19 protein-coding genes and 1 pseudogene are annotated in these 23,519 nt (G+C 58.6%); 14 read left to right on the top strand and 6 right to left on the bottom strand.

Annotation, left to right across the window (positions count from 1 at the left end; genetic code table 11):
- The first annotated feature begins 984 nt into the window (after positions 1–984).
- The 3 genes and pseudogenes from VB144_10770 to VB144_10760 all read left to right on the top strand — a co-directional run bounded on the left by VB144_10770 (position 985) and on the right by VB144_10760 (position 3,484).
- Positions 985–1,284, top strand: a pseudogene (locus tag VB144_10770) (reverse transcriptase domain-containing protein).
- A 501-nt stretch (positions 1,285–1,785) separates the two neighbouring features.
- Positions 1,786–3,030, top strand: coding sequence for a group II intron reverse transcriptase/maturase (ltrA, locus tag VB144_10765; protein ID MEA4884113.1), 1,245 nt, complete (start codon positions 1,786–1,788; stop codon positions 3,028–3,030).
- Positions 3,031–3,082: 52 nt separating this feature from the next.
- Positions 3,083–3,484 (top strand): ATP-binding protein, encoded by a 402-nt coding sequence (locus tag VB144_10760; protein ID MEA4884112.1) that lies wholly within the window; start codon positions 3,083–3,085, stop codon positions 3,482–3,484.
- A gap of 122 nt (positions 3,485–3,606) precedes the next feature.
- Here VB144_10760 and VB144_10755 read toward each other — a convergent pair whose 3' ends face one another.
- Positions 3,607–4,014 (bottom strand): hypothetical protein, encoded by a 408-nt coding sequence (locus tag VB144_10755; GenBank protein ID MEA4884111.1) that lies wholly within the window; start codon positions 4,012–4,014, stop codon positions 3,607–3,609.
- Between the two features lie 147 nt (positions 4,015–4,161).
- On the opposite strand from VB144_10755, the gene VB144_10750 reads away from it, so the two are divergent.
- Complete coding sequence (locus tag VB144_10750) at positions 4,162–4,353, top strand: hypothetical protein (GenBank protein ID MEA4884110.1); 192 nt, start codon at positions 4,162–4,164, stop codon at positions 4,351–4,353.
- A gap of 733 nt (positions 4,354–5,086) precedes the next feature.
- Here the strand turns inward: VB144_10750 and VB144_10745 are convergent.
- A complete protein-coding gene (locus VB144_10745; protein ID MEA4884109.1) occupies positions 5,087–5,611 on the bottom strand; it encodes a peptidylprolyl isomerase in 525 nt (174 codons plus the stop codon).
- Between the two features lie 256 nt (positions 5,612–5,867).
- Between VB144_10745 and VB144_10740 the strand changes: the two genes are divergently transcribed.
- Positions 5,868–7,085, top strand: a complete 1,218-nt coding sequence (locus VB144_10740) for a TIGR00300 family protein (protein MEA4884108.1) — start codon at positions 5,868–5,870, stop codon at positions 7,083–7,085.
- Between the two features lie 101 nt (positions 7,086–7,186).
- Here the strand turns inward: VB144_10740 and VB144_10735 are convergent, their stop codons facing one another.
- A complete protein-coding gene (locus tag VB144_10735) occupies positions 7,187–8,953 on the bottom strand; it encodes an ABC-F family ATP-binding cassette domain-containing protein (GenBank protein MEA4884107.1) in 1,767 nt (588 codons plus the stop codon).
- Positions 8,954–9,380: 427 nt separating this feature from the next.
- Here VB144_10735 and VB144_10730 point away from each other — a divergent pair, with 427 nt between their 5' ends.
- Positions 9,381–10,064, top strand: a complete 684-nt coding sequence (locus tag VB144_10730; GenBank protein MEA4884106.1) for a hypothetical protein — start codon at positions 9,381–9,383, stop codon at positions 10,062–10,064.
- Between the two features lie 143 nt (positions 10,065–10,207).
- Positions 10,208–11,077: a peptidylprolyl isomerase gene (locus VB144_10725; GenBank protein ID MEA4884105.1), complete on the top strand. Its 870-nt coding sequence runs from the start codon at positions 10,208–10,210 to the stop codon at positions 11,075–11,077.
- Positions 11,078–11,168: 91 nt separating this feature from the next.
- Here VB144_10725 and VB144_10720 read toward each other — a convergent pair whose 3' ends face one another.
- Together VB144_10720 and VB144_10715 are read right to left on the bottom strand one after the other, a co-directional pair.
- On the bottom strand, positions 11,169–12,377 hold the full coding sequence (locus tag VB144_10720; GenBank protein MEA4884104.1) for a sigma-54 dependent transcriptional regulator: 1,209 nt from the start codon (positions 12,375–12,377) through the stop codon (positions 11,169–11,171).
- Entirely contained in the window at positions 12,361–14,415 is a 2,055-nt protein-coding gene (locus VB144_10715) for a transporter substrate-binding domain-containing protein (protein MEA4884103.1), read from the bottom strand. Before VB144_10715 ends, VB144_10720 begins: the two co-directional genes overlap by 17 nt.
- Positions 14,416–14,610: 195 nt before the next feature.
- Between VB144_10715 and pncA the strand changes: the two genes are divergently transcribed.
- The 7 genes from pncA to VB144_10680 all read left to right on the top strand — a co-directional run bounded on the left by pncA (position 14,611) and on the right by VB144_10680 (position 21,494).
- A complete protein-coding gene (gene pncA, locus VB144_10710; protein ID MEA4884102.1) occupies positions 14,611–15,240 on the top strand; it encodes a bifunctional nicotinamidase/pyrazinamidase in 630 nt (209 codons plus the stop codon).
- A gap of 54 nt (positions 15,241–15,294) precedes the next feature.
- Entirely contained in the window at positions 15,295–16,209 is a 915-nt protein-coding gene (locus VB144_10705; protein MEA4884101.1) for a sugar ABC transporter permease, read from the top strand.
- Positions 16,206–17,048 carry a carbohydrate ABC transporter permease gene (locus VB144_10700; GenBank protein ID MEA4884100.1) on the top strand — a complete coding sequence of 281 codons (843 nt, stop codon included), beginning with the start codon at positions 16,206–16,208 and terminating at the stop codon, positions 17,046–17,048. Before VB144_10705 ends, VB144_10700 begins: the two co-directional genes overlap by 4 nt.
- A gap of 114 nt (positions 17,049–17,162) precedes the next feature.
- Positions 17,163–18,491: an ABC transporter substrate-binding protein gene (locus VB144_10695; GenBank protein MEA4884099.1), complete on the top strand. Its 1,329-nt coding sequence runs from the start codon at positions 17,163–17,165 to the stop codon at positions 18,489–18,491.
- 97 nt (positions 18,492–18,588) lie between these two features.
- Complete coding sequence (locus tag VB144_10690; protein ID MEA4884098.1) at positions 18,589–19,764, top strand: NAD(P) transhydrogenase subunit alpha; 1,176 nt, start codon at positions 18,589–18,591, stop codon at positions 19,762–19,764.
- Positions 19,765–19,780: 16 nt separating this feature from the next.
- Entirely contained in the window at positions 19,781–20,053 is a 273-nt protein-coding gene (locus VB144_10685) for an NAD(P) transhydrogenase subunit alpha (GenBank protein MEA4884097.1), read from the top strand.
- A 10-nt stretch (positions 20,054–20,063) separates the two neighbouring features.
- Positions 20,064–21,494, top strand: a complete 1,431-nt coding sequence (locus VB144_10680) for an NAD(P)(+) transhydrogenase (Re/Si-specific) subunit beta (GenBank protein MEA4884096.1) — start codon at positions 20,064–20,066, stop codon at positions 21,492–21,494.
- Positions 21,495–21,698: 204 nt separating this feature from the next.
- Here the strand turns inward: VB144_10680 and VB144_10675 are convergent, their stop codons facing one another.
- Positions 21,699–23,510 (bottom strand): family 10 glycosylhydrolase, encoded by a 1,812-nt coding sequence (locus VB144_10675; protein ID MEA4884095.1) that lies wholly within the window; start codon positions 23,508–23,510, stop codon positions 21,699–21,701.
- Positions 23,511–23,519 lie beyond the last annotated feature (9 nt).

Raw genomic sequence — 23,519 nt, 5'->3', positions numbered from 1 at the left:
GCCCACTGGCGCAACCAAGGGCTTCTGAGCTTGACGGATCTCTACGCGCAGAATTCCTAAGGTTTCATGAACCGCCGTATGCCGAACGGCACGTACGGTGGTGTGGGAGGACGGGGGCTAGACGCCCCCTCCTACCCGATTTCCCCGGGTTCGGGTTCGTGGTCGTGACCGCGACTGCCAGCTGCTGTGTGCAGCTCTGAGCTCTGCAGATGCTCTGCGGCTGAAGCATTGCCTTGGCATTGCGGAGGGAAACACCCCGCCCACGGTGCTCACAGCCACTGATGCGAATCCGCGGTTCTTGAGATTCCGGTCCCGCAGGCGCTCAATGTCGATCAAACCAGCATCGTCGCGCGCTCAATGCCGCTCAATTCGACATTGACCACTGGGTCAATGTCCATTCCGTCGACATTGACTATCCGGCTCCCGCAGCAGAGGTTCGCGCGGATTCGACGACGCGTCCGGGCGATTCCCGGAAACGGGTCTAGCTGCGAGTCAGTCACGCCACATTATGCCATGCGGTTCACCGCGAAAGCTCCCCGTCGCGGATCCTGCCGGGGCGGACGTTTGGAGGGCCTCAATGCTGGATTCATCGACATCGCCAGCGTTTCAATGTCCATTCCATCGACATTGAGCTCGTCTCAGTGCTGGATTCGTCGACATTATCGCCCCACGACTCGGTCGCGTCTCGTCAGGCGGCGCAAATCACCATTCCGATTCTCCTTGGAATTCGCGCTCGTGTGTCTGCTACGTTCGGTGTTTGCTTCCAGTGTTCGGTTAGGCGCGTTGTGCCCGCCTCGGGCATCGTCGCACCGGGAACCTGCCGCCGATCCACTGGCGGCATACAGCCGCGCCTCGACGGCGTGCCTCATAGGTCCGGGCGAAGTTTCCCATATTTGAGCGCGGGCCGCCGCAAACTCCTCACGGATGAGAATGTACGCCGCCGTTTCACTCAAAATTGAGAATCCCGGCCCTGCAACCCGCGGCTACATCGAAGAAGGATACGGATTCGCGGTAGACATGGACCTATCCAAGTTCTTCGACCGCGTCAATCACGACATCGTGATGGCCAAAATGGCCAGGGTGGTTCGAGATAAGCGGGTGCTCAAACTGATCCGTGCGTTTCTCGAAGCCGGAGTCATGGAAAACGACGTGTGTGTGAGAAGCGAGGAGGGTACGCCCCAGGGCGGTCCCTTAAGCCCCTTGGTTGCTAACATCATGCTGAACGACCTTGACTGGGAACTTGAGAAGAGAGGCCATAGGTTTGTTCGCTATGCCGATGCTTGTGCGCGACGAAGGCGAACAGGCTGAGCGTCAGTCTGGACGCCATGCTTAACCGAAGATGGGGGAGGGCCCCCCCGGAGCCGCCAGGCAGGTGGAGGCTCCAAACCACTGCAAGCTGCTGTGGAGGAAAAGCCATGGTGGTGAGCGTTGCGGAAAAGGCGAAACGAGATTTCGTCAGGTAAGCGTCGATGGAGACGAACACAAGTGAACCGCTGATAAAGTGTCGAAAGCGTAAGGACGCCATCAGAACCGGGAGGTAGTCGTTAGCCCAGGATGAATCTGGAGGACGCCTGTTTACTGTCCAGGTGGTGGCCGGCATGAAGGCGGCGTGAACGCGGCGCAGGCTTCGGTTAGGAACGTGGGAACCTGCTCTCCGACGCCAAGGGAGAAGTCCAAAAGGGAGAAGTCCAAGCGGAGGACCCGCAAGGGCGAGAGTACCGATGCGGAGCGCAGGGGCTGTTTTATCCGGTTTTGGTCAATGGTCAACCGTAAGGGAAGAGCTAGTTGAACAAGACAAAGCCTTATCAAATCTCTAAGCATGTAGTGCTGGAGGCATTTCGACGAGTGAAAGCGAACGGAGGCGCGGCCGGAGTAGACGGCGAAAGCCTAGAGTCGTTCGAGTTGAACTTGAAGAACAACCTCTACAAGCTCTGGAACAGGATGTCGTCGGGAAGCTACTTTCCTCCCCCCGTTAGGGCGGTAGAGATACCCAAGAAAAGCGGAGAGGTGCGAGTGCTCGGAGTGCCAACCGTGGCGGACCGAGTGGCGCAAATGGTCGTGAAGATCTACTTCGAGCCGAGGGTGGAACCGTATTTCCACTCGGACTCCTATGGATGCCGGCCAGGGAAGTCGGCCGCTGACGCGCTTGCAGTTACGCGAGAGCGGTGCTGGAAGCACGACTGGGTTCTGGAGTTCGACATAAAGGGGCTGTTCGACAACATCGACCACGAACTGTTGATGAAGGCCGTCCGCAAGCACACCGACAACCCATGGGTCATTCTGTACATCGAACGGTGGCTCAAGGCGCCGTTTCAGATGCCGAATGGAGCGGTGGTCGAGCGGACGAAGGGAACGCCACAGGGCGGTGTGATAAGCCCGGTGTTGGCCAATCTGTTTCTGCACTACGCGTTCGATAGGTGGATGGACAGGACACACCCGGACAAACCGTTTGCGCGTTACGCCGATGATGCTGTTGTTCACTGCAGCAGCCTGGAGGGCGCGCTGGAACTTCGGGACAGCCTGGAGGGACGGTTAGCGGAGTGCGGACTGGAGCTGCATCCAACGAAAACGCGCATCGTCTACTGCAAAGACGACGACCGGCGCGGCGATTACCCTGAAACGAAATTCGACTTCTTGGGGTATACGTTTCGGCCGCGAAGATCCAAGAACAGATATGGCAAGCTCTTCATCAACTTCACACCGGCGGTGAGCAACAAGGCGAAAAAGGCGATGCGGCAGGCGATTCACAGCTGGCGCATGCACCTGAAGCCGGACAAGACCCTTGAGGATTTGGCGAGGATGTTCAATCCTATCATCAGGGGCTGGATCAACTACTATGGGCGCTTTTACAAGTCGGAGTTGTATTCGGTGCTCAACTACCTGAACCGAGCCTTGGTGCGATGGGTGCAACGAAAGTACAAGAAACTCGTCCATCAACGGCGAGCGACGTACTGGCTTGGGAGGATCGCCAGGCGTGAACCGAGATTGTCTGCGCACTGGCAGCTAGGGATTTTGCCGTCGGCTGGATAATGGGAGCCGGATGAGCTGAGAGGTTCAAGTCCGGTTCTGCGAGGGCCTCGGGGTGCGATTCTTTCAGACGGTCGATCTGGCCAATCGCCTGCTTGAGAAGAACGCAAAGGGAACGCTGGGGAGCTTCACGCGGGATCTCGAATCGTGCGATCTGCTCATTGTGGACGAGCTGGGCTTTCTACCCCTGCATCGCCACGCAGCCGAGCTTCTGTTCCAGGTGATAGCCAATTGCTACGAGCGCCGAAGCGTGGCCATAACCACGAATCTCGAATTCGGACACTGGAACACGGTGATCGACGACAACCGGCTGACCGTGGCGCTCATCGACAGGCTCGTTCACCACGGACACGTGCTGGCGTTCACCGGTGAAAGCTATCGTCTACGGCATGCTCTCTCACAGCTGAATGCGCCGGGCGCAGCTGACGACACAGGTCCCCAACAGAAGACGCCCTAATCTGACGACCTAAACCCGGAAGGGCACGAAGACCCAACCTCGGGCGCGGCGGTTAGCCTGTGCACATTCTGGCCGCCGAACTGGAGGTGCGGTTTCTTTCTGAAGGTGAAGCGCGCCGATTATCATGCGATCACTGATAGTCTAGGTTGAACGGCTACGGGCGCGGTGTTGGCCAGCGATGTGTACACTACGGGATCGTCAACTGCGTCAGCCGCAGGCTCAGTGCTATGCACGGTCTCGGCGTCGGGCTTCCCCTCGGTGACTGTCCGGCCTTCCTTACTGATTTCCACAGTGTCGACCGGCGCTGGCGTATTCGTTGTCAGCCGCTGTGCTCCCGTTTCCTGTTCGTCCTCGGCACGCTCCTTGGCTTCGAGTTGCGCTTTCTTCAGAGCTTCTTGCGCTCTCACGCTTGACTCGGCTGCACTGTCGATGCAAGTTGCTGCATACCCCAGGGATCGAGCCGCAGCGTCTTCGTCATGCCTTGCTCTGGCCTGCTGATAGATGCTCATGGAAGTATCTGCGAATCTCATGGAGGAGGACGCTCCCACCAGGCCTTGCATGACACCGGGGACCATAAGGCTCATTCTCCATCTTCTCCGATCCTACAGTTTGGTTTCCTATAATACTATCTCGGCAACAGGGCGGTGTGACTGAAGCCCTTGCACTGAAGCAAGAAGATGCCCAAGACGGTGCGGCGAAACCTCGTCGCTCTGGGCATTCCCGATGAGTGGGCACAAAAGATCAGCGGGTCGCGTAAAGCATACTGGCGACTCGCTAACACTCCGCAGGTGAACAAAGCCCTCGGCCTCGCCTACTGGCGAAACCAAGGGCTTCTGAGCGTGGTGGATCTCTACGCGCAGAATTCCTAAGGTTTCATGAACCGCCGTATGCCGAACGGCACGTACGGTGGTGTGGGAGGACGGGGGCTAGACGCCCCCTCCTACCCGATTGTGTGCCCGGGTTCGAGTCCGTGGTCGTGGTCGCGACCGTGACCGTGGTCGTGACCGCGCCTGTGACCGAGACTGCCAGCTGCTGTGTGCAGCTCTGAACTCCGCAGATGCTCTGCGCCTGGAGCATTGCCTTGGCATTGCGGAGGGAAACACCCCGCCCACGGTGCTCACAGCCACTGATGCGAATCCGCGGTTCTTGAGATTCCGGTCCCGCAGGCGCTCAATGTCGATCAAACCGGCATCGTCGCGCCCTCAATGCCACTCGATTCGACATTGACCACGGGGTCAGTGTCCATTCCGTCGACATTGACACTCCCGCTCCAGCAGTCGAGGTTCATGCGGGTTCAACGACGCGCCCGGGCGATTCCCGGAAACGCGTCTAGCTGCAAGTCGGACGCGCCATATTATGCCATGCGGTTCGCCGCGAAAGCTCCCCGTCGCGGATCCTGCCGGGGCGGACGTTTGGAGGGTCTCAATGCTGGATTCATCGACACTGCGGGCGTTTCAATGTCCATTCCATCGACATTGAGCTCGTCTCACTGCTGGGTTCGTCGACACTATCGCCCCGCGACTCGGTCGCGCCTCGTCAGGCGACTCGGGCGCGCAGCCGGGGAGCCCTATATATGGCGCCCGGCTGCAGGGCGCTGAGCCCCTAGTCGACCTTGTCGGGTTCGGGGTATTCCGTGTCAAACAGCTCAACAGTGACGCGCTTCATGCGTTCAGGGGAGAGGGGCTTGTCGTTTCGGTCGCGCGGGACTGATACGATGCGCTCTACTTCATCGAGGCCGGATATGACTTTCCCGAAGGCCGCGTAATTCCCATCAAGGTGAGGGGCTGTTCCTGCCATGATGAAGAACTGCGAGCCCGCAGAGTCCGGGTGGGAGGAACGGGCCATGGAGATGACTCCCTTGGTATGCTTCAGGCTGTTCTCGACTCCGTTGAGCGCGAACTCTCCTCGGATGCTGTATCCCGGCCCCCCGATTCCCACGCCCTTCGGGCATCCCCCCTGGATCATGAAGCCGGGGATCACTCGGTGGAACGTCAGGCCAGTATAGTAGCCCTTGCGAATCAGGCTGATGAAGCTCCGCACGGTATTCGGAGCGGTGTCCGGGTACAACTCGATCTCAATGGCGGCGCCGCTCTCAAGCTCTACCGTTGCGACGGGGTGTTCTTCCATCGTTGCAGCCTCCCTGGTTGTGACCTGTTTACATGTCCATACTAACACAGGCAGATGACGGCAGGATACTCTCATCTGTGATGGATTTTGCTCACGATTACCCCGCATTTCCAGGCAGCTGCCATCTGCGCGCTTGCTACGGCAGGGCGCGTCTGATAGAATAAGGTAGGGTTATCGGATTTTGGTTATACATTATTCGCTCTACTTGCATAACCGTACCCCGCCGTTCCCATCAAACAACAGGAGGTAGAAGACGGTGTACACGGCTGAAATCGAGCTTAGAGGGCACCTAATCGACTCGCTGATACTGTCGCGTGTAGTGGATGCCATCATCGATCTGGGAGGGGATTTCGAATTCCTCGAAACCCAGATAGGACGCACCAAGATGGATTCAAGCTATGCGCGGGTGGAGATCGGCGCTGAGACGTGTGAGGAGCTTGACGAGATACTCGCGCGAGTGCATGAGCTGGGAGCGCTTGTTGCCAATCAGGAGGAGGTTGCCCTCGCCCCCGTGGAGCAGGATGGGGTATTCCCCGACGGATTCTACTCCACCACCAACCTGGAGACATTCATCAACCTCTCCGAGGAGTGGGTTCCGGTCCAGCATATCGAGATGGACTGCGGAATTGTGGCGGATCGGGAGAAACGCGAAGCGCTATGCCTGCCCATGGGTGAGGTACGTCGCGGACAGCTGGTGGTAATTGGCAGAAAGGGTATACGCATCGCGCCCATGGAGAGAACCCGGCACAAAGAAGTGTTCTCATTCATGGGAAGCGAGATCTCGAGCGAGAAGCCAAAGGCTCGGGTTGTTGGAGAGATCGCACGGGAAATGAAGGAAATCCGGGAGCACAGCGGCAAGATCCTGGTGGTGGCTGGCCCGGCGGTGATCCACACTGGGGCAGGCAAACACCTGGTGGCTCTCATACGCGCAGGTTACGTGAATGTGCTATTCGCTGGGAACGCGGTAGCTGTGCACGATGTGGAATCCGCGCTGTTTGGCACGTCGCTCGGGGTGTATCTGGAAACTGGAGCCCCGGCAGCGGAAGGCCACACCCATCACCTGCGGGCTATCAACCGCATCCGGGGCCTGGGCGGGCTGCGTCAGGCCGTTGAAGCAGGCGTGCTCACAAAGGGCGTCATGCACGCGCTTATCACGGAGAACGTTCCATTCGTGCTGGCAGGGTCCATTCGTGACGATGGGCCGCTGCCTGATGTGGAAACCGATACTGTGCGTGCGCAGTCCGATATGAGGAGAAACACTGAGGGTGTGGAGATGGCCCTGATGCTGTCGTCAATGCTGCACTCCATAGCCACAGGCAACCTCCTTCCTGCTCGTGTGAAAACAGTGTGTGTCGACATAAACCCAGCGACTGTCACTAAGCTTGCGGACCGCGGCACGTTCCAGGCGATCGGGATTGTGAGTGACGTCGAGTGGTTCCTCAAGGAGCTTGTGGCCAGGCTGATTGAACAGTGACCGTCTACCGGAACCTTCCGGAGCAATAGGATTGCGCAATGGGCGCCCGGCCAGGTATTGCCCAGGCCGGGCGCTGGCATCTCCTGGAGTGAGTCAGGCGCCTACCTCTGTGTCCGGGCGAGTGCGCGTGACAGTTCCATGAACTCATGCTGAGCTTGGGTTCGCTCCTCTTCCGAGAGGGATCGCTCGGATAGGCGAGCCGAAAGCACGGCAAGCCTGTTCTCAAGGAGCAGCCTGTTCCCGGTGTGTTCATCGTCCTTCCCATCCGGAGGCCCGAGGCCGCGGCTGCCTGCTTTGGTTGGCCTATCCGCCGCCGACTTCCTACTAAGCTCGAAGTCACAGTATCGACCTGGGTACGTGTGGAGAATGCCTTGTTCGATGCAGACGATCTTGGTGCACAGCCGATTCAGCAGGTATCGATCGTGAGACACGATCAGCAGCGTGCCGTCCCATGCCTCAAGCGCACCCTCTATAGCCTCGCGCGACTGGATGTCTAGGTTGTTCGTGGGTTCGTCGAGAGCGAGGAGACTGTATGATCCCCCAACCATCCGCGCGAAATCCACCCTCACGCGCTCTCCTAGGCTGAGCGTGGCAATCCGCCTGTCAACAGCCTCTCCTCTCAGGAGAAGCGCCCCAAGCATCGACCTTACGTCGTAGGGAGGCCTGCCCGTAGCCTCGGTGACGACCCCCATGGCCGTGTCTGCCGGGCTGAATTGCGCCTGCGCCTGATCATAGTAGAACCACGACACGGAGGGACTGATCCATACATGTCCGGCACGAGGCGGCAGCAACCCGAGGAGCCCCTTGAGCAGGGTGCTCTTTCCCGCCCCGTTAGGGCCGACGATGCCGATTCTTTCTCCGCGCATCACCGCGATCGCCCCAGTGCTGAATAGGTCGTGATCGTACCCCATCGAGATGCCGTCTGAGTACACGAGCCTGCGGCCTGCTCGGCTCGACTCGCCGAGCTGCACTCGACACTCCTGAGCTTTCCGAGGTTTCTCAATACCTTCGTCCCGCATCCTGTTCAACCGTGCGATTGTCGCTTTTGCCCTGGCGGCGTTCTTCTTTGCTCTGGCCCTCCAGAAGTCGTTGGTCCCCGCTTCGCTGTGGGCCTTCAGGCCCCATTCCTGCTGTCGCGCTATCGCGGCGAGAATCTGGCGTTCCTTCCTCTCCTGGTGCACATAGTCGGACATCTGGGTATCGAACTCCAGCTGTTTCTGCCTGAGGTACTTGGTGTAGTTGCCGGGATAGGAGCGCGTTCCGTCGGTTGATAGCTCGATTATACGGGTTGCTGTGCGGTCCAGAAAGTACCGGTCATGAGAGACGATGACCACCGCGCCTCGAAATGCGCGCACCATCTCGGCCAGCAACTCAAGGCCGGCGATGTCCAGATGGTTCGTGGGTTCATCGAGGACAATCAGGTCTGGGTTGCTGCACCAGGCCTGTGCAAGCCCTGCGCGAGTTCGCTCGCCACAGCTCAGGTCGGCGATGTCGCGTGTGGCGGTCTCTTGGGTGATGCCGAGGCAACGGAGCGTGGCATCTGCCACTGCCCGCGCATCCCCAAGACCATCTCTCCTGAAGGCGACTCCAGGCAGCGCCGCCTTAGCACAGATGCTGCGCGGGCTGGCGCCAGGCACGAAGCTGGGAGACTGGGGGAGATATCCGACAGCCAGATCGGGCGCGCGCCATACATGGCCCGAATCAGGCTCGACTTGGCCGATGATCATCTTGAGCATCGTGGATTTCCCGCACCCATTTGGCCCGAATACTGCGACGCACTCGCCAGAGTGCACCTGGAATGATGCGTCTTTGAACACAGTGTGGTCGCCGAATGATTTCGATACACTGCTGATTGCTGCTAACAGCATAAGCCCACCTCCTGAGGTGGGATGCGGCCATCTCCTGGCAGGGTAAGGCACGGACCCTGCAACGAAATAGGCCACGCATCATCTGACAGTGCAGACGGCGTGGCCCGAAGGAAGGAATCCCTTCCCGCCATACCCATATGAGCGTTCCTGCGGAGACGCCAGCACTCCCACGAATTGGATTACCGAACCAGACCACGCTTGGCGGTCGGGTGCAGTATGTTCAATTGGGTTAGAGAGTTCCGGCAGTCCTCATTGGATTGTGTCCTTTCCGCAGGTCCGTTACGAACTACGAACCCAGGATATCACATGTGGATCCGGCGCGGAAGGCGCCAAGGGAACTTCCCGCCACATGAATGCGTCATGGAGGAATAGTCGCTTTGGTCAAGAATCACATATCCCCACAGATGGGAATGGGGGAACGAGTGGAATGGGGACTCATAGGGCACGGGCAGGACTTATACTGGCGCTGATCATCGTAGCCGCGCTGCCGTACGTGGCTAGTGAGCGTGCTGCTGCCGCTGCGCGCGCAACGGTGCTTTCAGCCGAGGAGACGCTGCCTGCATCGTTTACGGAGTTTTGGGATGAGGAGATGACGTTCAGGCTGCTTATGCCCACGGACTGGGAGTTCGTCCCGGAGCAGTCCGAACCAGGGATGTGGATGTTCTGGGGGCAGGATGACTGCGACATGGCTGCGGTGGAGGCGTACGAACTGCCAGAGGGGTTTGAAGATTCGATGACTCTCGCCTCAGCGCTGCTTGATGGGTATTCGGAGAACATGTCAGGTCTGCAGCGGGTGGCTGGTCCGGTTCCACTTACTCTCGGAGGAGCGAGCGGGGCGCTGTTCGTGTACTCCTTCGTGAGCACCCGCGGTGTGGCGCTGAAGTCGGCGGAGGCTGTAATCTGCCGCGACGGGATGGGATACTCGCTCACAATCCAGGATGCCCCGGAGGAGTTCGACGAGCGTGCTGCAATGTACGAGACAATGCTCACATCTTTCGTGGTATCTCCACAGACGTCCGGATTGCTGCGAAGTATGGGAGCGGTTCCAACAGTGCCTGCCATTGATCCCGCGGCCGGTGCGCCTCGGCCAGACGAGGGTTTGCGTCCATAAGTTGCGCTTAGTGGGAGGAGATTTCAATACATAGGCATCGTTTAGCTACAGCGACCGTTCTGTCACTTGCCCTTATCGTGTTTTCACAGTATGCAATGGCATCATCTATAGTGGTTCGCCTGAAGGATGGAACATCGCTTTCTTTGGAGCTTCCAGCGGATGCAAGCCAGATTGAATCGATAAGTACTGAGCCTGACGGCGCCCCTGTTGATTCCCTGCGGCAGGTTATTGCGACCGTGAATGGAGAGCCAGTGCTGCGTGGAGAGGTTGTCCGCTCCGTAGAGGGGCAGCTGGGCGCGAGGATCCTGCAGCAGATCCTGAGCGAGCGTGTAGTAAGGCAGGCAGCGCGCAAGGCAGGCATTGAGATGGATCCGGACAGGGTGAGCTACGAGCTGTCTCGGTTCAAACTGATGTCGGGCGAACAGTGGCCAGCAGTCCTAGAGCAGTATGGAATGACGGAGCAGGAACTATGGAACGCCCTTGAGCTGAGCATGCTCCTTACCGACCTGAGCTCAGTTGGGGTTGAAGTCACCGAAGAGGACGCCCGAGGTTACTACGAGCAGAACAGGGCGCAATTCGGTGAGCCTGAACTGGTTCGCGCCAGCCACATCCTTGTTGGCACTGAGGAGGAGGCGCGCGAAGTTCTCCGTCAGCTCAAAGAGGGCGCTGATTTCGCCGCTCTTGCCACTGCGAAGTCATCGGACGGAGGATCAGCGCCGAGCGGAGGCGATCTTGGATTCTTCGAACGCGGCGAGATGGTCCCGGAGTTCGAGGAAGCCGCGTTCTCCATGGAGCCCGGCCAGATCAGCGACGCTGTGCATACTGACTTCGGATGGCACGTGATCCTCGTGGCGGAGCGCAGGGCGCCGGAACCGGTGGAGTTCGAGCAAGTTCGGAAGGACATCGTCGCCATGCTGGTCAAGGAGAGGTCCGTGGACCCCAAGGCGCTCCTTGCGGATCTTGTCAGTTCCTCTGAGATAGTGGTGTTGGACCCTCTATATCAGCACCAGTAGATGTCTCTTCGCCGAACAGATAGAAGGGACGGATCTCGGGTGATGCAGAGCCCGGGTCCGTCCCTTGGCATTGCGCGCACCAAAGCACTTTCTACATGGCCGAACCTGGTGGGGATGGCTGCCGAATATCGGCCGGCAGGTCACCCACATCCAGGTCTGACTGGGACTCCATACTCCTAGAGGATAGGGCTTGTTCCACTGCAGCCTCCAACTCGCTCACGTTGCCTGAGTAGTCTGCAGCCTGAAAGGCCCACATCGCGGCCTCTGTCACTCCTGGCACTGGCCTGCTCAAGCGCCTGGAGACCATCTCCACGAAGTGGTGGACAAGAAGGGGGATGTCCTGACGCCGGTGGCGAAGGGGCGGGATCTTCACGGTCACCACATTCAGCCTTCTGTAGAGGTCATCTCTGAACAGGCCCTGCCTAACAGCCTCATCCAGACTCTGACTGCTAGCTGCTATCACGCGAACGTCCATCCTGTGCCGCGGGGAGCTGCCAGCCGTATGGGCGCCGCGGTCCTGGATGGCGTGGAGCAGCTGGGCCTGCACCATCAGATCCATGCGGCCGATCTCGCGGAAGAACAGGGTGCCTCCGCTTGCTGCCTCGATGCAACTCTCCTGACTAGTGGAAGTGCTTGCTTCATGCGCGGAATTGCCCCCGAACAGCTCGATTGCCAGCGCTGAGCTGGGCATGGCATCACAGTTCACGGTGATGAAGGGCCCGTGTTTCCGGCTTCCAGCGAAGTGAAGCGCCCTGGCAGCCAGCTCCTTCCCGACACCGGGCTCTCCGAGGATGAGAACGTTGGAGTCTACCCATTTTGCCTTCTCTATCAGCTCGAAAACCTGCTGCATCGCCCGGCTCTCTCCGATGATCCCGCCTGGCCCGTGCTTGACCTCCAGTTCTCGTTCCAGTTTTCGGACTGTGCTTCTCAACCTCGCGTCCTGTGCGGCCTGGCCGAGAACCACGTTGAGCTCGTCGAGATCGACGGGCTTCACGATGTAGTCGTTGGCGCCTCTCTTCATGCATTCCACGGCAGAACGGATGCTGCTGAAGGCGGTCATTATAACGAAACTTGCGTCGGGAAGGACTCGCCTCATCTTGCCGAGAAGCTCAAGTCCGTCGGCGCTTCCTAGGCGAAGATCCAGAAGACACACATCTGGATTGAACGACTCAGCTGCCTGGAGCGCACCAGTTGGGTCCTCAACAGTGGACATATCGAAGCTGTCTTCCAATGCGAACCGAAGCGATGACAGGATCGAGGCCTCGTCGTCCACTACGAGCAGCCTAGTCCTCCGCGACATCCGGATACAGCTCCTCCCTGGGCGGCGCTGCAGGAAGTGAGAGGGTTACTTTGGCGCCTACCCCTACAGTGCTATCGATTGATAGATCGCCGCCGTTCTCCCGCATGAGCTTGTAGCTCACCGAGAGGCCCATGCCGGTTCCCTTAGGTTTTCGGGTGAAGAATGGCTCGAGAATGCGCTTCAGATCATCCTTAACGATTCCAGGTCCAGGGTCGCACACGGTTATCAGAACCATGTTCGACGCGGAACGCGAGGACACGATGTCAATCTCCGCCGGGCCGTCCAGCGCTTCCAATGCGTTGAGCACTATGTTTATCAGAACCTGCTTGATCTGGTTGCGGTCTGCGAACGCGGCAAGCTTGGGCTCGGAATGGGCATTGAGCACGATCCTCCGCGCGCTAGCTTCAAGCCCGATCATCCCAACTACCGAGTCGATGAGCTCACCAACATCGATGACCTGCTTTTCAGGTCTGCGAGGCCTAGCATAGTCAAGGAGGTCAGTGAGTATCCAGTTGAGCCTCTCCATTTCAGCAGGTAGGTGTTTGGAGATCTCTTCCCTGAACTCCGGATGGTCATACTTGGAAGGCAACAGATCGACGAAGGCCTTGATGGATGTGAGCGGGTTCCGGATCTCGTGGGCTATTCCGGCGATGACAGTGGCAAGCGCGTCCATCTTGTCTCTCGTGGCTTCGGACTCACCAAGCCTCTTGCTGTCGGTTATGTCGCTGAACACCAGAACGGCGCCTGCCTCGGGCTTTCCTTGCGCAGGTGCGGTGCTGCCTTCACTCGGCGCGGGCTTCATGGCATGCTGTGGATCGTCGTTGTTCGCAGTTTGACGGAGAGGGCCGAGATTGAAGCTGATCACGCGTTCCTCACCATCTATCCTCCATCGAGCCTCCTGGTTGCGATGGACAACGCCTTTCTGAACGGTCTCCCTGACCAATCCTTCGCTCACAAGTTTCCCGATGGGCGAATCGAACCACTTGCGGCCGATGAGTTCAGCTAGGTCCACGCTAAGCATCTGGGCGGCTCTGGCGTTCGCGGCGACTATCTTCAGGTTGTAGTCAGCAGCCACTACCGCATTGAAGGAGTTCTCCAGTATCCTGGTCTGCAGCAGGTTTGCGGCAGAAAGCTCCCGTGTGCGTAGAGCTACCTGTTTTCTCAGCATCCTGTTCCACTGGAAAACGATGAATGCCGCAACTGCGACTGTGGCCGTCACTGCTGCCAACGCCCATATCAGCCTCTTGAGGGCGGCAGATGGGGGTTCTACCCTTTCCCCAAACCACTTGGCATAGATCCTGTCGTAAAGCCCCGATTGCTGAACCTCTGCGATTCCCCGGTTGAGGAGCTCAAGCAGTTGGCTGTCGCCTTCAGTCACCGCAATGCAGTACGGGGCGGGATCCACAGGGTCGCCGGCTATCTTGACTTCGGCTGTTCGGCCCTTCCTCTGGAGCAAGTACATTCCCACCAACCTGTTGCCAACAAAGGCGTCGACCTTCCCTGCCAGCAGAGCGTCCAGAGCTGCCTGTTGGTTCTCGAACGGAATGCGCGCTGCGGTTCCGATTTTCGAAAGCGACTCGTTGGAGATATCGCCGCTCTGCACAGCCACAGTGAGCCCCGCCAGGTCATCAAGGTCCGAGATGTCGACCCGATCGCTGCGCACGAATATGCCCATGGATGATGTGAGATATGGAGTGGAGAAATCATAGATCCTGTCCCTGTCGGGGCTGTACTTCATGCCCTGGATCGCGTCGATGACGCCTCTGTCCAGAGCGGCCCTCACTGATGACCACGACATAGGCATGACTTCGATGTCGATGCCGAGCTGGAGGGCGATTGCGCTCATGAGGTCCACGTTGAAACCCACGTACGTGCGTGACTCCGAGACAAACTCGTATGGCGGAAAGCAGCTATCCCCCGCCATGCGCACAACAACAGACTCCTCAGCCGAGGAAGCTTGGCTGAGGGCCAACACAGCACAGCACAGCACTATTGCGGATCTCCGGATCGCGACTCGCTGTATGATGAATCTGCCCATGGCGACCACGCCTGACGTTGTTGTTCTGGGAGTTTCATGTTATTTCGGCATATCTGTGTTGTTTTCCTCCAGAGGGAGCGGCAGATGTGCATGCAACGAAAGGGCATTGTACCTATTGCCGAACCAAGATGCATCGGAATTCAGACAGGAATACCGGCGGACGTGTAGAAGATTGCTCGACACGGGGGTGGGCGAATGAATTCGCTGATACTGGTGGACTTGCAGAACGATTTCCTTCCAGGTGGGGCTCTAGCCGTTCCGGGAGGCGATGAGATCATACAGGTTGCCAATGTCCTCCAGTCGGATTTCGATATGGTGGTTGCGACGAAAGATTGGCACCCTCCCGGACATGGCAGCTTTGCATCGGCTCACCCTGGGTCCGGCGTGGGAGATATCATCGACTTGAACGGCCTTCCCCAGGTTCTGTGGCCAGACCACTGCGTGCAGGGTTCGTTTGGCGCAGAGTTTGCACCTGCTCTCGATGCCTCGAGGGTCGCGAAGGTGTTCTACAAAGGCGCTGACCATGGGGTCGATAGCTACAGCGGCTTTTTCGATAATGGCCACGCCAATGCGACTGGGCTTGAGGATTATCTGAGGTCAGCAGGCGTGGAACGCGTGTACGTGATGGGCCTCGCTACTGACTACTGTGTGAAATACACTGTCATCGATGGGCTCTCGCTTGGATTCCATGTCTGCCTCATTAGGGACGGATGCCGCGGAGTTGAGCTCTCCCCGGGCGATGTGGATAAGACCGTGTCGGATATGCGCGCGGCTGGAGCGGTGATAGCTAGTTGGAGAGAGCTGGAGGCGCGAAGGAAACCGTAGGTGACTATCTGGGCCCTGAGTGCCGCAGATGATCAACAGAGGGGAGTGGTTCCTGTGGCGCAAGCGCGAATCGCGGTCGGTATGAGCAGAAGTCGCCGGGAAGGCCGAAAGCTCCTCGAAGGGCTGCTCTATCTCCTCCCGGCTCTGGCCATTTTCGGGGTGTTCGTCTTCTACCCACTGGCCAACAGCATTCGCCTCAGTCTCTACCAAACCGACATCCTGGGCAACGGGCAGTTCTTCCTGGGGCTCGCGCAGTACAAGGAGATCTTTACTCTCGGCGAGTTCGGCGTGAGCTTGGGAACTACGGCGCTCTATGCTGCGTATCTCGTGATTCCAGGAATCGTGCTGTCGCTGTGCCTGGCACTGATGGCCAACTGGCGTCTGCGGGGCATTGGCGTCTATCGACTGCTATTTGCGTCTCCAATGGTGGTTGCGGTGGCCTCGGCCTCCCTGATCTGGATGATGTTCTTCAGCCCTGCACAGGGAGTGCTCAAGTTCTTCCTCAGCCTATTCCACATAGATCAGATCAACTGGCTCGCGGATACTCGGTGGGCCCTGTTCTCCGTATCGATGGTGGCCGTGTGGCGGACCCTCGGATTCAACACGATCCTTTTGCTTGGAGGCATTCAGGCGGTTCCGGAGGACATGTACGAGAGCTCGAGGATCGATGGAGCGGGGCCATGGACCATGTTCTGGAAGATGACTCTGCCAATGATATCCCCTGTGCTCATGTTCCTGCTTATCACGTCCACCATCAGTGCGCTTCAGTCATTCGGAGAGATCAACATGCTGACGCAGGGCGGGCCCGCCGGGGTTACGAATGTGGTCGTGTACTCGATCTACCGTGAGGCATTCTTCAACTACAACTTCGGGTTCGCAGCGGCTGAGGCTATGGTGCTGTTTGCGATAATCATGGCTCTCACGCTCCTCCAGTTTTTCGTGTTGGAGAGGAGAGTGTTCTACCAATGAAGCCTAGGCTGCACCGGCGTCGGGCGGCGTTTCGCACGGCTCTATGCTACGCGCTGATCACTCTTGCTGCCGTCGCAGTGTTCTTTCCCATATACTATGCCCTGGCTACGAGCTTTTTCACAGCCTCAGAGAGCGTCTCCTATCCTCCCAAGTTCTTCCCGTCTCGGTTCACCTTCGATAGCTATAGGGAGGCGCTTCGGAGAGCCCCTGTGGTCAGGTTCATAGTCAACAGTTTCATTGTATCGGCGGCTGTGATGTTTGGACAGCTGATCACTGCAAGCATGGCGGCCTACTCGTTCAGCTTCCTGGAGTACAAGGGAAGGCAGGCCTTGTTCTACGTGGTTCTATCTACGATGATGGTTCCGTGGGAGGTTACCATCATCTCGAACTACCTCACGGTTAAGGCATTGTCTTGGACTGATACTTACTGGGGCCTGTCAGTCCCATTTATGGCGTCGGCGTTCGGCATATTCCTGCTCAGGCAGGGTTTTCTCACTATTCCTCGCGAACTGAAGGACGCTGCGGCGATCGACGGATGCGGGAATTTCCGGTTCTTCACTACGATTGCGATTCCTCTCTCACGACCCATGTTGGGAACACTCGCTGTGTATACGTTCCTGACAACCTATAACCAGTACCTCTGGCCCCTCCTGGTGACCAATACCGACAAGATGCGCACTGTGCAGATTGGCCTTTCGATGTTGCAGCGGGATGAGTCAGTTGCATGGAACAGCACCATGGCAGGCATTATCATGGTGCTAGTGCCTACAGCCATCCTGCTGTTGCTAGCGCACAAACAGCTGGTCCGAGGCCTCACGTCTGGAGCCGTCAAAGGCTAGGGCTGAGGCGTGATTCGGTGAAAGGGGTGATCTTTCGAGTCTGCCTGCGTTCTGTTCTATTGGACCAGTATCACGGCTGGACGGATCGGTCAGCTACATTGAGGAGGCGACACGATGTCGAGGAGAACTCTGATCAGCACCGCGCTGCTGGCATTCATGGCAATGGCCATGTTCAGCTTCGGAGCTGGGGCTGCTGGGCCTACCAAGGTGGTGTTCTGGTATTCGGTGGGCGGAAAGGTCGCAGAGACAACTCGAGAGCTGGTTGATAGGTTCAACACGACTCACTCCAGCATTCAGGTCGAAGCCATATACCAGGGAAGCTATGACGATGCCATCAACAAGCTGAAGGCGAGCATCGCCGGCAAGTCGACTCCGAACGTGATGCAGAGTTACGAAATAGGCTCTAGGTTCATGATCGACAGCAAGGTGATAGTTCCGCTTCAGAAGTACATCGATCGCGACAAGATCGATGTCAGCACCTTCGAGCGGAATATCCTGGCCTACTACGAGATCAACGATCAGCTGTACTCGATGCCATTCAACGTCTCTACACCTCTGCTATACTTCAATAAGGACATGTTCCGCGAGGCGGGATTGGACCTGAACAAGCCTCCGCTCACATTCGACGAAGTGGTGGTTGCGGCGAGAAAGCTCACCAAGCGTGATTCCGCCGGGAAGGTCACACGTCCTGGTATGGCGCTCGCTGTATACGGCTGGTTCTTCGAGCAATTCCTGGCCGCATCGAACCTGACCTATGCAAACAATGGAAATGGACGGGATGCGACTGCTACAGCCGTGTCGTTCGCGGTCCCTGAGGCTGCAGCCATACTCGACTGGTGGAACGGGATGGTCAAAGAGGGCATAACTGCAAACCTGGGCCGCAAGACCGCCGACACTCAGAAGGCGTTCATAGCTGGGCAGTGTGCGATGACCATCGACTCGACTGCAGTTCTCGCCACCATTCTCGCAGGTGTCAACAATCAATTCGAGGTGGGCGTTGGATACCTGCCTAGGCCTGCAGGAGCGAAGGGCGGCGTCATGATCGGCGGCGGCACTCTGTGGCTCCTCAGCAACCATGCGAAGGAGGAAGAGGAGGCTGCCTGGGAGTTCATAAAGTGGATGACCGAGCCTGAGCAGCAGGCATATTGGCATATGAACACCGGGTACTTCCCGATCACAAAAAAGGCTTACGACGTTCCAGAGCTCAAGGCGCATCAGGCCAAGTATCCCCAGTTCGCGACCGCCGTCAAGCAGCTGCGCGACACCCCAGTGACCCGCGCGACCCAGGGGGCGCTCCTCGGGGTGTTCACCCAGGCTAGAACGACTGTGGAAGATGCGATCGAGCAGGTGCTCACCGGCAAGTCCTCATCGCTCGATGCCCTAAAGAAGGCCGCTGCGACGATCGACGCCGCGATCAATCGATACAACATGACAACCAAGTAGCGTACAGGACCAGAATACGAAGCAACCGTGGCGTGGGAGCGGCCCGGCTGGGCGTCTCCCACGCCAAATCACGGAGTTGCAGAGGGAGTGGCTAGCAGTGAGATTTAGTGGTCTTACAATCGGAGTGCCCAAGGAGATCATGAAGGGCGAGAGGCGCGTCGCAGCAATCCCAGACACAGTCAGGAAGATGATCGCGGAGGGCGCACGCGTGATGATCGAGCGCGGCGCGGGCGAGGGCTCTTACTTCCCCGATCCTGATTACGCAGCGGCAGGCGCCGAGCTTGTCGATGACGTGGGCAGGATATTCGCGGAAGCGCACATCATCATGAAGGTGAAGGAGCCTCTGTTCAATGAGGCCAAGGGCAAGCACGAGGTTGACATGTTGCACTCGGGCCAGTACATCGTGACCTTCCTGCACCCAGCCTCGCCCTCAAACCATGAGATGATCAGGAAACTGGCGGCGAGAGGCGCCATCGGCCTCACTCTCGATGGAATACCAAGAATCACTCGAGCGCAGGCCATGGACGCGCTTACCTCCATGAGCACCGTTGCCGGGTACAAGGGCGTGCTCATGGCCGCCAACAGACTGTCCAAGTTCATGCCGATGGTAGGCACTGCAGTTGGCATGATCAAGCCATCTTCAGTGATCGTAATAGGAACGGGCATCGCCGGCCTGCAGGCAGTGGCCACCGCTAAGAGGCTTGGCGCGTCCGTGTTCGCCGCAGACATCAGGCCGGACGCCATTGAGCAGGCCAAGAGCCTTGGCGCCAAGGTTGTTGATCTGGGCATCCCCGCCGACATCGCGATTGCCCCCGGCGGATACGCGGCGAAGCTCCCCGATGAGTGGGTATCCAAGGAGAGGCGAGCGCTCGCCCCAGCGGTAGCCGACGCAGATATCGTGATGCTGACGGCCCTCATCCCAGGCAAACTCGCCCCGATTCTCGTGACCGAGGACATGGTCAAGTCAATGAAGCCCGGCTCTGCAATCGTGGACATCGCCATCGATCAGGGCGGAAACTGCGAGATCACCTCTCCGGGCGAGGTGGTGGTGAAGCACGGGGTGAGCATCGATGGAACAAAGAACATCCCTGGCATGATGCCGACCAGCTCGACCTGGATGTTCGCGAACAACGTGTTCAATTATGTCGCTAACCTGTGCCGCGATGGAGTGGCGGTCATCGACAAGAGCGATGAGATAATCGCTTCCTCGCTGGTAACTGAGGGCGGCAAGCTTGTGCATGCGGGCGCACTGGAAGCGATGAACGCTAGATGAGGAGTGGGGATTCGGAGTGTCTGTAGCTTCGCTTGTGATATTGTTCATCATCGCTACTGTAGTGGGGTACAAGGTGATAAGCGCTGTGCCGAGCCTGCTTCACACTCCGCTGATGTCGGGCGCCAATGCGTTGTCAGGCGTGACAGTGCTCGGGGCGCTATCAGTGGCGGCGTTGGCCCAGTCCACCGGATCGCAGTTTCTGGGGGCGCTGGCCATAGTGCTGGCAATGGTCAATGTGGTCGGCGGATTCCTTGTAACCGACAAAATGCTCAGGATGTTCAAGAAGTAGGTATGATGGTATGAGCATCGGTGTTGTTAATGTAGTTGGACTGGTACTCGCAGCAGGGATCGTGTGGGGCATCAAGATGATGAGCTCACCGGAGACTGCAGTTCAAGGCAATCTCCTGGGGGCCGTGTGCATGGCGGGATCCATCATACTCACCCTCGTGCGCGACAACACGGTGAGCATGGGGGTTCTATGGGCAGCGATGGCCGTCGGCGCCGCAATCGGATGGGCGATCGCCGCGAAGGTGGCCATGATCCAGATGCCGCAGATGGTTGCGTTGCTCAACGGGCTCGGAGGCGGAAGTTCTGCGATAGTGTCGCTGTTGGTCCTCGTGAATGCTGTTACGGCCGGGGCCGGGCAGGCTCTTGGCGGTTTCGAGAAGTTCACTAGCATGCTTGGGCTCCTCGTGGGGGGAGTCACACTGTCGGGCAGCCTGATCGCCATGGCGAAGCTCGAAGGCAGGATCACCGGCAGGCCGATAGTCTTCTCCGGACAGGGCTCGTGGAATGCGGCATGCATGATCGGGACGATCGCAGTCGCGATCCTGGCTCTCTGCGTTCCGATCGGACGTGCGATAGCGCCGGCGGTTGCCGCCCTCGCGTTGTCGATGGCATATGGGGTCCTGTTTACGATTCGCGTGGGCGGGGCCGACATGCCGATAACCGTGTCTCTTCTCAATTCATTCTCAGGGCTGGCTGCATCCATTGCAGGACTTGCCCTCGGAGACGCACTACTGATCGCTGTTGGAGCAGTAGTCGGGGCATCTGGTCTCATACTCACGCAGATCATGTGCAAGGCGATGAACAGGACCCTGATGCAGGTCCTAACTGGCAGGACTGTCATGATGCAGAGCAAGAAAACAGGGGAAGACACTGCTCCCCCGTCAGGCCAGGACTTCACTTCGACGCCTGAATCCGGTGAGCAGCCCGCTCCTGCTGTGAAGAGGGACTACCTCGAGGCAGTCCGAGAAGCCCGCAAGGTGATCATTGTGCCGGGGTACGGAATGGCGCTCGCACAGGCCCAGACCAACGTTAAGGCGCTAATCGACAAGCTTGAGTCGAACGGTGCTGAGGTCAAGATCGCGATACACCCGGTAGCGGGTAGAATGCCTGGTCATATGAATGTCCTCCTGGCAGAGGTGGATGTGTCATACGATCAGCTGTTCGAGATGGACCAGGTCAATGAGGAGTTCAAAGAGACGGACGTTGCCATCGTTGTGGGAGCGAACGATGTGGTCAATCCGGCTGCGAACAGCGCGACAGGCACGCCCATCTACGGAATGCCGATCCTGAAGGCCTATGAAGCCAAGCACGTACTGGTGTTCAACCTGGATACGCGCCCTGGATACGCTGGGGTTCAGAATCCGCTGTACACCGCTGCGAACGCTACTTTGCTTCTGGGAAACGCAGCAGAAACGGTGGCTGAACTAACGGCGAAGCTGTAATCGCGGTTCCAGAGCCTGCAAACCCTCATGTTCGGTAGGGCGTTCTCCCATGTGAATAAGATGAATCAGACCCTCTGCGCGGATGGTCCGCGCAGAGGGTCTGGTGCATTCAGCGCCTTTCTCGGGTGGAGCCCGCTCCATGAGGCACTGGGCCGCTGGGCTGATGCTGGGCTGATCGTGGTGTCGCCTTCCAGGCTTAGCTGATCAGCGGGGTGCGGATGCCTGCCTGAACGGGCCAGCCGCCAGAGCCTCGAGCACATCATCACCCATCGCACTCAGGTTCGATATTGAGAGGCCTGTCGCCCCGGCGGCGCGGGCCGCCTCCACCAGTGCTGTCAGTTCAGTGGCTGCCTGCTTTTTCGGGATGGCGCCTGCATCGATGGCTGCGAGAACTGGCGTGCTTTCATTTGAGAAGGACTGCGCTGCGCGGATCAGCGTCTGGAGGAGGTCCTGGTCGTTGGTGTAGGTGAACACGGCCACGAAATCGAGATACCCTCGGGTTACCCAGGACTGCCAGTCCTGCATCCGCGCGAGCTGTGCGTCAGGGTACGGGTGCACCGCTGCCGACACGCTCGTTCCGGGAGAGGCCGTCCGGATGAGCGAGGAGATCCTGCCGACGAAATCTGTGAGGTTATCGCATCGCCATGTGAACCAGGCGTTCCACCTAGCCGTGTCGAACCTGACTTCTCTGGGTTCGAACCCTATGGCCTGCTTCATCAAAGCTGCAGAGGCTGGGTTGAAGTCGTACTGGGAAGTGCGACCGGCAGGGTATCGCAGATAATCAAGGTGTACGCCATCGAGGTGGTGAGATGTCACCAGCTCGGTTACGATAGCGAGGATAAACTCCTGCACCTCGGGGTGTGCGGCTGACAGGAAGTAGCGGTTGAGCTCGGCTGCTGCCGGCGCTCGGCCATCACTTCCCAGAGCGACCCATCCTGGCTGCAGCCTGAGGAGGGAGGTCGGTGCAGGATCATCGGGGCCGGCTGTTCCGGCGCCTTGACCGACGCACAGCGTTTCGAGCCAGGCGTGGACGCTGATCCCAGTGCGTCGGCCTTCTTCGAGCGCGAACGCTAGGGGGTCCCAGCCGGAGTATTTGGGGTTCTGAGGCGCGATTACGCTAGGGTATATGCACTGCCCGTCATAGAACACATCAACGAACACGGTGTTGATGTTGGCCTTCGCCATGCGGCTGAAGTCGGTGCATATCTCCTCTCGGGTATCAGCGGGCCGGTACCAGGCAGCCCGAGTGTCAAGATGGCCGGCGCCGAATGGGGCGCCATACTTCTGCCCGACCAGGTATTTCACCGTATTCTGAACAAGCGTTGCTACTCCTGGAGCTGCCAGGTTCTCCTGGGAGAATAGGTTCTCTGAGCAGTAGACCCCGTATTTGCCCTCCACTATGGCCGGGGAGCCATCCGCCCAGGCAGCGAGGGTGATTGTGTCAACGTTCGCCTTGACAACAAGCCCGTGGACGCGGGGCAGACGCACTTGGACTCCGATCCCGGCAAAGACCGGGTGCGCCTGGGACGCGGGAGCAAGAGATGCCATCTCCGCGCCAAACAAAGAGGAGTGCCTGACCCCCATGATGCGCCACAGGGCGAAGTCAGGCCTGGCTCTCCAGAAGTCGTCGCGTAAGGACGTGTCGTAGGTGGAGAACACGCGCCCGCCCGCATCAGCGAACTCCTGTATCTTCTCTGATTCAAGCGCCGACACACACGAGACCGATGGCATGATCAGTGCCTTGTACCCGGAGAGCGCGCCCACTTCCACATCGTGATCGCCTACTATCGCCGCGGCAATCCCCACTCTGGCAAGCAGGCTCATGAGTCTGGTCGTGTCGATGAATTCCGCTGCGAAATCCCATGAGTTCAGGGAAGCGTAGTGACGCGTGTATCCTGAGTCGAGTATCGCGACGGATGCCCCTTGCGGCGCTCCGGCGGACGCGTGGTTTGGGGCGGCAAGCAATACGGCAGCCAGTGCGGCTACTATTAGTATGGCAGGCAGAAGACGTCTCACATGGGGGTC

This window comes from Clostridia bacterium (assembly GCA_034926675.1).
Lineage (GTDB): Bacteria > Bacillota > DTU025 > DTU025 > DTU025 > JAYFQW01.
This window is presented reverse-complemented; position numbering and strand designations above follow the sequence as displayed.

Coding starts and splice junctions, on each gene's coding strand:
- VB144_10755 (MEA4884111.1), bottom strand. CDS start 4,014: ATGAGATTCGCAGATACTTCCATGAGCATCTATCAGCAGGCCAGAGCA.
- VB144_10750 (MEA4884110.1), top strand. CDS start 4,162: ATGCCCAAGACGGTGCGGCGAAACCTCGTCGCTCTGGGCATTCCCGAT.
- VB144_10745 (MEA4884109.1), bottom strand. CDS start 5,611: ATGGAAGAACACCCCGTCGCAACGGTAGAGCTTGAGAGCGGCGCCGCC.
- VB144_10735 (MEA4884107.1), bottom strand. CDS start 8,953: ATGCTGTTAGCAGCAATCAGCAGTGTATCGAAATCATTCGGCGACCAC.
- VB144_10730 (MEA4884106.1), top strand. CDS start 9,381: ATGGGGACTCATAGGGCACGGGCAGGACTTATACTGGCGCTGATCATC.
- VB144_10720 (MEA4884104.1), bottom strand. CDS start 12,377: ATGTCGCGGAGGACTAGGCTGCTCGTAGTGGACGACGAGGCCTCGATC.
- VB144_10715 (MEA4884103.1), bottom strand. CDS start 14,415: ATGGGCAGATTCATCATACAGCGAGTCGCGATCCGGAGATCCGCAATA.
- pncA (MEA4884102.1), top strand. CDS start 14,611: ATGAATTCGCTGATACTGGTGGACTTGCAGAACGATTTCCTTCCAGGT.
- VB144_10700 (MEA4884100.1), top strand. CDS start 16,206: ATGAAGCCTAGGCTGCACCGGCGTCGGGCGGCGTTTCGCACGGCTCTA.
- VB144_10695 (MEA4884099.1), top strand. CDS start 17,163: ATGTCGAGGAGAACTCTGATCAGCACCGCGCTGCTGGCATTCATGGCA.
- VB144_10680 (MEA4884096.1), top strand. CDS start 20,064: ATGAGCATCGGTGTTGTTAATGTAGTTGGACTGGTACTCGCAGCAGGG.